Genomic DNA, 10,380 nt, shown 5'->3' with positions numbered 1-10,380 from the left:
TCTCCCTATCCCCACCCCGCGGCCGGGGGCGCTGGCGCGCCACCCCCCCCCCGCCCCCGCCCCCGGGCGCCCGGCCGGGCGCCGGCGTCCTGGACACCCGCCTCACCCGCGTGAGCCGAGCGGACTTCGCCCGCGACCACTGGGCGCGCAAGCCCCTGCTCACCCGGGCGGCCGACGATTTCACCGACCTGTTCTCCGCCGACGCCGTCGACGAACTGGTCTCCCGGCGCGGCCTGCGGACACCGTTCCTCCGCGTGGCCAAGGACGGCGCCACCCTCCCCGACGCGTCGTTCACCGCACCGGCGGGCGTCGGCGCCACGATCGGCGACCAGCTCGACGACACGGCGCTGTGGCGCAGCTTCGCCGACGGCGCGACGCTCGTCCTCCAGGCCCTGCAGCGCACCTGGGAGCCTGTCGCGGACCTCGTCGCCCGGCTCGGCACGGAGCTGGGCCATCCGGTGCAGGCCAACGCCTACGTCACCCCGCCGCAGAACCGCGGGTTCGACGACCACTACGACGTGCACGACGTCTTCGTGCTGCAGATCGCGGGCACCAAACGCTGGATCGTCCACGAGCCGGTCCACCCCGACCCGCTGCGCGACCAGCCCTGGACGGACCGCCGCGCCGCGGTCGAGGAGGCCGCGAAGGGCGAGGCGTACCTCGACACCGTCCTCGCACCGGGCGACGTGCTGTATCTGCCGAGGGGGTGGCTGCACGCCGCACAGGCGCAGGGCGCCGTCTCGATCCATCTGACCCTCGGCGTCCACAACTGGACGCGCCACGCACTGGCCGAACAACTCGCCCGGTCCGCGCTCGACCTGCTGCGGGACGACCCCGAGATGCGCGGTTCCCTGCCCCTCGGCACCGAAGGACCGTCCGACGACCTCGCCGTGGTCCGTGAACGCCTCGTCGCCGCCCTCACCGACACGGACCCGACACCCCTCTTCCACCGGACCCGGCGCGGCCAGGCCCGACCGGCGCCGCTGGGACCGCTGGCCCAGCTCCGGGCCGTCGAGAGCCTCACCCCCGACACACCGGTACGGCTGCGCGGCTCCCTGGAGCCACGCCTGGAGGGACGCCGTCTGCACACCCGGGCCGGCTGGCTCGACCTCCCCGACCGAGACCTCCCGGCCGCGCACCGCCTCCTGACCGGCGGCCCCGCCCACTCTGCCGACGACCTGGGCGTCGAACTCGTCGAGCGGCTCCTGCGCGCGGGCGTCCTGGTGCCCGCCGGACGATGACGGGGCAGCGGTGACTTCGGCATCCAGGTTCTTCTGCTCCGACGCGGCCCGCTTCCGCGCCGACCCCCTGGCGGGCACGGCGCCGTACGGATCGACCTGGATCCTCGTCGAGTACCGGGGCGGCTGGCCGCCGAACGGCTTCGACGGCCTGCCCCTGGAGCCCGAGACCAAGCGTCTGGTGTTCGCCGCCGCCCAGGCGCTGCGGGCCCGCATCCTGCTGATCCGACGCCACGGACGCCGCCCGGCGGACGGGCCGCGCCGCTGGGCGGTCCTGCGCTACGGCACCGACGGAGCCCACCGGCAGACCTGGGGCACCTGGACACGCGACGAGGACCTTCTCGGCATCGTCACCGCCCTCGCAGAACCCGGTGACCCGGGTGGCCCCCCGGTCGTCCTCGTCTGCGCCCACGGCCTCCACGACGCCTGCTGCGCCGTGCGTGGACGGCCCGTGGGGCGCGCGCTGAGCGAGCGCTGGCCCGACCTGGTGTGGGAGTGCACGCACATCGGCGGCGACAGATTCGCCGCCAACGTCGTGGTCGCGCCCGACGGCGTCTACTACGGCAACCTCGACGCCGCCTCGTCCGTCGAGGTCGTCGAGGACCATCTGGCCGACCGCGTCCACGCCGACCACCTGCGCGGATACACGAACCTGTTCCCGCCCCAGCAGACGGCGGTCGCCGCCGTCCTCGGACGTTTCGGCCCGGCCGGCCGGCATCACTACGTGATCGAGGAGACGGTGCGCGACACCGACCGCTGGCTCGTCCGGGTCACGAGCCGCGCGCCCCGTTCGCCGGTGCACGACATCGACGTACGGTCCTACCGGACCCCTCCGCGACAGCTCACCTGCCGGGGCCGGTCCGTGAGTTCCACCGTCGTCTACGAGGCCACGATCCGTCCGTGATGTTTGTGCGGGCGGGGGAAGGGTCAGGTGGAGGCGGAAAGACACTGGGCGCCCACCGGAGGTTCACATGTTCGAGGCGGAGAACATCCGTGACTGGCTGGATCACGACGTCGTCGACGTGGAGGGCCGCAAGATCGGCTCTCTGGAGTCGGTCTACGTGGACACGGCCACCGACCGACCGGCCTTCGCGGGGGTCACGGTGGGCCTGCCGACACGGAAGCGGATCACCTTCGTCCCGCTGGAGAAGGCGGTCGTGGCTCCCTCCCACGTGAAGGTGGCCTGGTCCCGGCAGCAGGTGAAGGACGCGCCGTCCATCGACACCGACGGAGAACTCCTGGCCGAGCAGGAACAAGAGGTGTTCGCCCACTACGGCCTGGACTACGGGACCGGCGACGCCCGGCGCCTGGCGCGGCGCTGACCGCGACGGCCGGTGGGAGGTTGGGCGACGGTTCGCGGGGCAGGGAGGACCCATGGACTGGCAGGACTTCGCCGTGCGGCTGGCGTCGACGGCACGGGACCTCTTGGCGGAGGACACCGTCGACGGCACGCTCGACAAGGTGACCCGCTCCGCGGTGGACCTGATCGAGGGATGCACCGCGGCGGGAATCCTCCTGCTGACCCGCGGCACGGCGAAGACCCTCGCGCCCACGGAACAGCTCGTCAACGACAGCGACGCGCTGCAGGCCGCGCTGGGCGAGGGCCCGTGCTTCGACGCGGCACGCACGGGCCACCCCGTCTTCCGCATCAAGGACCTCACCCAGGAGCGGGTTCGGTGGCCCGCCTACGCGCCGCGGGCGAACGCCCTCGGCATCGGCAGCGTGATGGGGTTCCTGCTCTACACCGAGGACGAGGACCTGGGAGCCCTCAACCTCTACTCCACGGAGCCGGGCGCGTTCACCGAGGTCAGCGAGACCGCCGGGTGGACGCTCGCCGCGCACGCCGCCGTGGCCTTCTCCAGCGCCAAGGAACACGCGCAGCTGGAGCAGGCCGTCGCCAGCCGGCACACCATCGGCGAGGCCATGGGCATCCTCATGGCCGGTCACCAGCTCTCCGAGCAGGAGGCCTTCGACACGCTGCGCCGCTTCTCGCAGGAGAAGAACATCAAGCTCCGTGAGGTCGCCGCCCGCGTCTGCGAGCGGGGCGGCCTGCGCGAGGACTGACGGACGCGCCCCGAGGAGGGGGTCGGTTCTCCTGGCTACAGCCTGAACCAGGAGAACCTCGGCGCGGCAGACCCCCGGAGGGCTTTCACTGCTGCGTGCGCCGTCCTGCTGGGGTAACCCGACTCGCGCGTTCCACACATCACGGCTCACTCCGGCTGCCGACGGCTCCGGACGCTAGCGCAGTGCGTACAGCCGAATGGCCACCACGTCCTCCCCCTCGGGCCGGGCGAGCCCGACGAAGACCGTCTCGGCGAGCCAGCGGTGGGCGGGGGAGTCGGTGCGGAAGACGGGGTGGGTGCGGTAGTAGTGGCCGGCGTGGGTGACCTGGAGGTCGCCGTCGTACTGGTCGGGGCCGTCCGCCGCCGGACGGTAGTAGCCGCGGTTGACGATGTCGATGACGGCACCGTCCTCGGTCTGGAGGAGATAGCGGGCATCGAGCTCGCAGACCTCGCCGCGCGTGCTGCTCCAGTCGCCGCCGCCGGGGAGGACCTTGCCACGCAGCAGCGGACCGTCGACGCTGCCGCCGACGATCGGGGTGAACTCGGTGACCTCCCCGTCACCGTGGCCGATGTGCAGGGACGGCTCGAGGTGGGCGCGGATCTCGAACGCGTAGGTCAGAGCTGGTGAGAAGGACATGGGGAACTCCGTTACCGGGGTCGTGCAGCCGTTCCGCCGGCACCTGCTCGACGACCGAGCCCGCGTACATCACCGCGATGCTGTCGCAGACCGACGTCGCGAGGGCCAGGTCATGGCTGATGAAGAGCATCGCGAGCCCGCGCTGAGCACGGGCCTCGTCGATGATGGCCATGACCTCCGACTGGGTCGTGACGTCCAGGGCCGTGGTGGGCTCGTCGGCCAGCAGGAGCCGGGCTGGAGGTCACCCAGGACCGGGTGGACACCTTCGCCGACGCCACCGGGGACCACCAGTGGATCCACACCGACCCCGAGCGGGCCGCGGCGGGTCCCTTCGGCGGTCCCATCGCCCACGGCTATCTCACGCTGTCCCTGGTCATCCCGATGTTCACCGAGCTGCTGGAGATCTCCGGCATCACGATGAGCGTGAACTACGGCCTGGAGAAGGTCCGCTTCCCGAGCCCGGTCCCCGTCGGCGCCAGGATCCGGCTGCACGGGACCGTCGACGCCGTCGAGGAGGTCACGGGCGACGGCGTGCAGATGCGGCTCACCTTCACCGTCGAGGCCGACGGCAGAGCCAAGCCCGCCTGCGTGGCACAAGCCGTGTACCGCCATACGCATAGCCGCCCGCCGCGGGGGAAAGGGGCCGGAATATGCCGTTCCGGCCCCTTCGCCTGTGAGCCCACCCATATGAGCCACGGCACATGCGACCGGCGGTAGTAGTCGCACCGCACCGGAAACCGACCGGTGCGCGTGCGCCTGACCCGCCTCTTCTGCGTACCCGGGTAGTAGGTCACATCTTTGCGGCACGGCAGCCCCCTCGCTAACTCTGACTGATGTCCCCGGGCGGCCCGCATCGGCCCGCCCCGACCCCCGTACCTCTGGAGAGTCAGTCAGCATGGCCATCACCTCGACGCTTCCGCGCCCCGGCCGCACCGCCCGTTTCCGCCGGTTCTCGGCGGCCGGTGTCGCCACGGCGGGCGCCGCCGCGATGACACTGACGCTGGTCCCCGGATCCGCGCAGGCCGCCGAGCCCGCCGTCGCGAAGAGCGCCCCGGCCGCGAAGCCCGCGGCGGCGCCCGCGAAGGCCGCCGCGCCCGCCAAGGCCGCCGCGCCCAAGCCCGCCAAGACCTACGCCGACAACCTCGACGGCTGGATCCGCCAGTCGCTCGACATCATGAAGGCCAAGGGCATACCCGGCACCTACGACGGCCTGCACCGCAACATCATGCGCGAGTCCTCCGGCAACCCGAACGCCGTCAACGGCTGGGACGTCAACGCGCAGAACGGCATCCCGTCCAAGGGCCTGCTCCAGGTGATCCAGCCCACCTTCGAGGCATACCACGTCGCCGGAACCGCCAACAACCTGACCGACCCGGTCGCCAACATCACCGCGGCCGCGAACTACGCCGCCGACAAGTACGGCTCGATCGACAACGTCGACTCCGCGTACTGAGCCGCCGGGCAGCACCCATGCACCGGCCACCCCGGCCACCGGCCACCGAAGAAGGGCAGGACATGCCGCACGAGAGCGGGTACGAGCACCAGGCGCACCCGGCCGACCGGCCCACGGTCCCCGCCTACGGGCCCGCACGGGTACGCCGCTCCCGGCACAGGAGGCGCAAGAGCGCCCTGCGCTGGATCGCCTGGGGCACCCTGGGCGTGGCCCTGGTCGGCGGCGGAGGCGTGGCCTACGCCTGGCAGCACCTCAACGGCAACATCAAGGGCACCGACGTCAACGCCGCCCTCGGGGACGACCGGCCGAGCGAGCAGCGCGGCGGTGCCATGAACATCCTCCTGCTCGGCTCCGACAGCCGGGCCGGGACCCACGGCCGGTACGGCAGCGGCGTCCTCGGCGCCCGCGCCGACACGGCGATGGTCCTGCACGTCGACAAGACCCACAAGAAGTCCTCGGTCGTCAGCATCCCCCGCGACACCCTGGTCGAGCGCCCCGCCTGCGACAAGAAGGGCGGCGGCACCGTCCCGGCGGCGCACGAGGCCATGTTCAACTCGTCCTACGCGCTCGGCGGCCCCGCCTGCACCGTGAAGACGGTCGAGAAGATGTCGGACCTCCGCATGGACCACTACCTCGAGGTCGACTTCAAGGGGTTCCAGAAGCTCATCGACGAGCTCGGCGGCGTGGACATCACCACCAGCAGCGCCATCCGCGACCACAACAGCGGCCTCTCCCTGGACGCCGGAAAGCACCGGCTCAAGGGCAAGGACGCCCTGGCGCTCGTACGGACCCGGCACGGCGTCGGCGACGGCAGCGACCTGGGCCGCATCCAGCTCCAGCAGGCGTTCGTCAAGGCCCTGATCCACCGCGCCGACACCGTCGACCCGCTCGGCAGCCCCGCCAAGTCCTACGCCCTGGCGGACACCGCGACCAAGAGCATCAGCGCGGACTCCGAACTGGCCTCCGCCGACAAGCTGATCGGCCTCGGCAAGGAGCTGAAGGGCATCAGCCCCGACCGCACCAGCATGGTCACCATGCCGGTCACCTACGACCCGCAGGACGCGGGCCGGGTCCTGCCCCTCGACAAGGCGTCGCACCGAGTCTGGACGGCCCTGCGCCATGATCGGCCCGTCCCGAAGTCGGCGACCCACGGCTCGGTGGGGGACCGGACCGACTCGCCGGTCGTCTCGGGCACGTAGAGCGAAGAACGGCCCTGTGGCCCCCATGGGGGCGGGGCCACAGGGCCGCTGGTCGCATCAGCCCTTCGCCAGGGCGGGCGGCGCCGCGTTCACCCCCCAGCGCGTCGGCTCACCGGACAGCGCGATCTTGATCGTGCCCGCACGCAGCAGGTCCTCGTGGGACAGCCAGCTCTTGCGCAACGTGCCCTGGCGCGTGTGCACGGAGGACACGTACTGGAGCTTCGACGCGCTGGCGCCCGGCGCCTCCACGGCTATCGTGCGGCCGTGCTCGGGACGGATCTCCACCTTCTCGAACATGGGCGCCGAGACGATGTAGTTCGCGGACCCCGGCTGCGCCTCGAAGACACCCGCCATGGCGAAGACCAGCAGCGACGAGGTGGCACCGAGATCGTCGTTGCCGGGCATGCCGTACGCGTCGTCGGTGAACAGCGTGCGCAGCGCCCGCAGGACGGCCGAGGTCTTCCACGGCGCGCCGGTCCACGTGTACATCCACGGAGCGTGGAAGTCGGGCTCGTTGTTCGGGTTGAACGCGAAGTTGTTGTGGTAGTCGTACGCGCCCGTCACCCACGAGTCCGCAGCGGCCTTCGCCGGATCGGTGAGCACGGTCGGCATGTCGAAGAACGTGTCGAGCCGCTGCTCGGCACCGGACCGACCGCCCATCAGACCGAAGAGGGTCTGCGGGTCCTGCTGGGCGAGCCACTGGTACTGCCAGGCCGTGCCCTCGTGGAACGCGCCGGACTGGGTGGGATCGGGGTCGCCCGCGACGCTGCCGTCCGCGTTCCTGGTGACGGGGAACCCGGTGAAGCCCTGCGACGTGACACCGGAATCCCAGAGCTCGGTGAAGTTGTCGCACCGCGAGGCGAGCACGGCCGCCCTGTCCCGGTGACCGAGACCGCGTGCCATCGTGGACAGCGAGCAGTCGGCGAGTGCGTACTCGAGCGTCGCCGAACCCGCCTGCCGACTGTCGCCGAACAGGTAGCCCGGCAGGTTCTGGTAGCCGACCCAGCCGTTCTTCACGTACGTCGGGTTGCCGTCACGGCCGCGGAAGACGGACTGGTCCGCGGGGACCTCGTTGACGTTCTTCCAGAGCGCATCGAACAAGCCGCGCGAGGTGCGGTCGTCGAGCAGTCCACGGTTGTACAGGTCGACGATCCACGGGGTGACGGGGTCGCCGCTCATCACGTTCGTCTCGCCGCCGCCGAGCCCCCAGCGCGGCAGCCACCCGGCGTCCTCGTAGATCCGCAGCACGGACTTGGCCATGTCGGCGGCCTTGTCCGGGTGCAGCAGGGCCACCAGTTGGTTCTGCGAGCGGTACGTGTCCCAGAGCGAGAACATCTGGTAGTACGTGGAGTCGGAGCGGTGCACCTTGTCGTCGAAGCCCCGGTAGCGGCGGTCGACGTCGGAGCCGATCGACGGGTGCAGCAGCGAGTGGTAGAGCGCTGTGTAGTACGTGCGCTGGTCGGCGCGGCTGCCACCGGCCACCCGCATCCGGTTCAGCTCGCCCTTCCAGTCGGCGTGCGCGGCGGACTTCGCCGCGTCGAACGACTTCGGCTGCTCGGCCCTGCGGTTCAGGCGCGCGCCGTCGACCGAGGTGTACGACAGGCCCACCGACGAACCGACCTGACGGCCGCCGGCCTGGTCGAACATCAGCCAGGCACCGGCCCGCTTCGTGCCGCGCGACGCCTCGCGCTGCCCCGCGGTCAGCGTGCCGTCGGTCCAGGTGCCGAACGACGAGAACGTCCGGTCGAACTTGGCGCTGAAGAAGACCCGGTAGCGCTCCTTGCCCGTCTCACCGCAGAAGTTGCCGCCCTGGACCCAGCCCTCCACGGTGTCGTTCCCGACCACCTTGATGTCGCCCGCGTAGGTGCTGCCGTTGCTCTCCCCGGCCTCGATCAGCACGCTCTCGGGGCCGGATCCGGCGGGGTACGTGTAGCGGTGCTGGCCGGTCCGCCGGGTCGCGGTCAGCTCGGCCTGGATGCCGTTGTCGAACGTGACGCCGTAATAGCCGGGCGCGCGCGTCTCGTTGTCGTGGCTGAACTTCGCGGCGTACCGCGCCGGATCCGACGAGGTGACCGCGCCGGTCGTCGGCATGAACCGGATGTTGCCCATCGTCTGACAGCCGACGCCCGACAGATGCGTGTGGCTGAAGCCGAGGATGGTGTTCTGCGCGTAGTCGTACGAGGCGTACTTGTTCAGCTGCGTGTCGGGGCTCAACTGCACCATGCCGAACGGAGCCGTCGCGCCCGGGAACGTGGTCCCGTCACCGTTGTTGCCGACCGAGGTGTCGACCAGCGTGGTCGGATCACCGGCGAACGCCGGTCCCTTCGCCGCGGCGTTCGCGACCCCCGCGGAGGCCGCCATGGTGGTGACGACCAACAAGGCGGTGAAGACGCGTCTCAGCGCTCTCATCGTGATCCTCTCGTGCGACAACGTTGTCAATCAATGCCCGTTGATCTTTCCTCTCCGGGCGGTGATCCGTCAATGAGCCGTCACGAGGCGGTTGTTGGTGCCCCTCCGGGCCGTCGGTCGGGGGAGCGGAGCACGAGCAGGGTGATCTCGCTGGGGGCGAAGACCCGGAAGGGCGGGCCCCAGAAGCCGGTGCCGCGGCTGGTGTAGAGGAGGGTGCGGGCGCCGTGGCGGCTGAGTCCGGCGAGCGCGGGCTGGTCGATGCGGACCAGGTGGTGGAAGGGCCAGATCTGGCCGCCGTGAGTGTGCCCGGAGAGCTGCAGGTCGATGCCGGCGGCTGACGCCCGGTCGATGAACTTGGGCTGGTGGGCGAGGAGCAGGACGGGCAGATCGGGGTCGGCGCCGTCCAGGGCTCCGGCGAGATGGGCGCGGTGTCCGGCCAGGCCGGAGGACTCGGCGGTGACGTCGTCCACTCCGGCGACCACGAGGGTGTCGCCGCCGCGTTCGAGCAGCAGGTGCCGGTTGCGCAGGGGCTCCCAGCCCAGTTCGTCCATCAGGTCGACCCAGCCCTGGGCCTCGCTGTAGTACTCGTGGTTGCCGGTGACGTACACGCGGGCCTCGGTGGCCCGCACGGTGCCGAGCGGAGCGGCCTGGGCGCGGCGGCGTTCGGCCGTGCCGTCCGCGATGTCGCCGGTGTGGCAGACCAGATCGGCCTCCAGTGTGTTGACCGTCTCGCACACGCGCGCCGACCAGCGGGCGCGGTCGAGCGGCCCGTAGTGGGTGTCGGTGATGAGCGCGACACGGATGCCGTCCAACCCGGCTCCCAGGCGCGGGAGTTCGACGTCCAGCCGACGCACCCGTGGCACCCGGCGGGCCTCGGCGTACCCCCAGGCGAGCAGCACGGCGGCCACGCCGAGGACCGCCCAGGTGACGATCCGCGCCCGGCCCTGCCCGTCACCGGCACCGGCCACGACCAGGGCGAGCCGGAGCAGGACGCCGAGCAGCACGGACCAGGTGAACAGAACCCAGCTGGAGCCCAGGAGGAAGTCCCCGACGATCGCCGCCCGGTCCTGCTGCCGCCGGCCGTGACCGCGCATCATCGCGAGCGGCATCCCGATGAGACCGGCGACGAACACGACGGTGCCGACGAGCGTGACGGGGAACGGCCAGTGCTGACCGCCGTACAGCAGGACCCAGCAGGGCACCGCCCACAACAGGACGGGCGCGACCAGGGGGATGTAGCGCATGATCCGGCGCAGTCGCCCGGCCTCGGGCGGGGGCGCCGCACCGTCGGTGGGTCGGGTCTCGCTGGTGTCGGTCACGTTTCCCCTCCTCGAGCAACCGGGCTGCCGTCGCGCGCACTGTATCCGGTCGCCCGGGAGCC

Annotated in this window: 9 protein-coding genes and 1 pseudogene; 7 read left to right on the top strand and 3 right to left on the bottom strand. The window is 71.5% G+C overall.

From position 1 onward, the window contains the following. The first annotated feature begins 89 nt into the window (after positions 1-89). The 4 genes from ABT127_RS37915 to ABT127_RS37900 all read left to right on the top strand — a co-directional run bounded on the left by ABT127_RS37915 (position 90) and on the right by ABT127_RS37900 (position 3,302). Positions 90-1,241, top strand: coding sequence for a cupin domain-containing protein (locus ABT127_RS37915; RefSeq protein ID WP_351460677.1), 1,152 nt, complete (start codon positions 90-92; stop codon positions 1,239-1,241). A 10-nt stretch (positions 1,242-1,251) separates the two neighbouring features. After that, entirely contained in the window at positions 1,252-2,142 is an 891-nt protein-coding gene (locus ABT127_RS37910) for a ferredoxin family protein (protein WP_351460675.1), read from the top strand. Between the two features lie 67 nt (positions 2,143-2,209). Beyond that, positions 2,210-2,560, top strand: a complete 351-nt coding sequence (locus ABT127_RS37905; protein ID WP_351460672.1) for a PRC-barrel domain-containing protein — start codon at positions 2,210-2,212, stop codon at positions 2,558-2,560. 52 nt (positions 2,561-2,612) lie between these two features. After that, a complete protein-coding gene (locus ABT127_RS37900; RefSeq protein ID WP_351460669.1) occupies positions 2,613-3,302 on the top strand; it encodes a GAF and ANTAR domain-containing protein in 690 nt (229 codons plus the stop codon). Between the two features lie 174 nt (positions 3,303-3,476). Here ABT127_RS37900 and ABT127_RS37895 read toward each other — a convergent pair whose 3' ends face one another. Beyond that, on the bottom strand, positions 3,477-3,938 hold the full coding sequence (locus tag ABT127_RS37895; RefSeq protein WP_351460668.1) for a DUF3237 domain-containing protein: 462 nt from the start codon (positions 3,936-3,938) through the stop codon (positions 3,477-3,479). Positions 3,939-4,172: 234 nt separating this feature from the next. On the opposite strand from ABT127_RS37895, the pseudogene ABT127_RS37885 reads away from it, so the two are divergent. From ABT127_RS37885 to ABT127_RS37875, 3 genes and pseudogenes are all read left to right on the top strand, one after another. Beyond that, positions 4,173-4,547, top strand: a pseudogene (locus ABT127_RS37885) (MaoC family dehydratase); the annotation flags it as partial. 286 nt (positions 4,548-4,833) lie between these two features. Next, the gene (locus ABT127_RS37880; RefSeq protein ID WP_351460665.1) at positions 4,834-5,391 is read left to right on the top strand and encodes a transglycosylase SLT domain-containing protein; all 558 of its coding nucleotides are present in this window, start codon (positions 4,834-4,836) and stop codon (positions 5,389-5,391) included. 62 nt (positions 5,392-5,453) lie between these two features. Beyond that, entirely contained in the window at positions 5,454-6,590 is a 1,137-nt protein-coding gene (locus ABT127_RS37875) for an LCP family protein (RefSeq protein ID WP_351460662.1), read from the top strand. A 57-nt stretch (positions 6,591-6,647) separates the two neighbouring features. Here ABT127_RS37875 and ABT127_RS37870 read toward each other — a convergent pair whose 3' ends face one another. Both ABT127_RS37870 and ABT127_RS37865 read right to left on the bottom strand, forming a co-directional pair. Beyond that, positions 6,648-8,999 (bottom strand): GH92 family glycosyl hydrolase, encoded by a 2,352-nt coding sequence (locus ABT127_RS37870; protein WP_351460660.1) that lies wholly within the window; start codon positions 8,997-8,999, stop codon positions 6,648-6,650. An 80-nt stretch (positions 9,000-9,079) separates the two neighbouring features. Beyond that, positions 9,080-10,318: a metallophosphoesterase gene (locus ABT127_RS37865; RefSeq protein WP_351460657.1), complete on the bottom strand. Its 1,239-nt coding sequence runs from the start codon at positions 10,316-10,318 to the stop codon at positions 9,080-9,082. Positions 10,319-10,380 lie beyond the last annotated feature (62 nt).

This window comes from Streptomyces sp. NPDC001904, from assembly GCF_040297005.1.
Lineage (GTDB): Bacteria > Actinomycetota > Actinomycetes > Streptomycetales > Streptomycetaceae > Streptomyces.
Note: the sequence above shows the minus strand (reverse complement) of the source record. Positions and strands in the feature narration are given on the sequence as shown.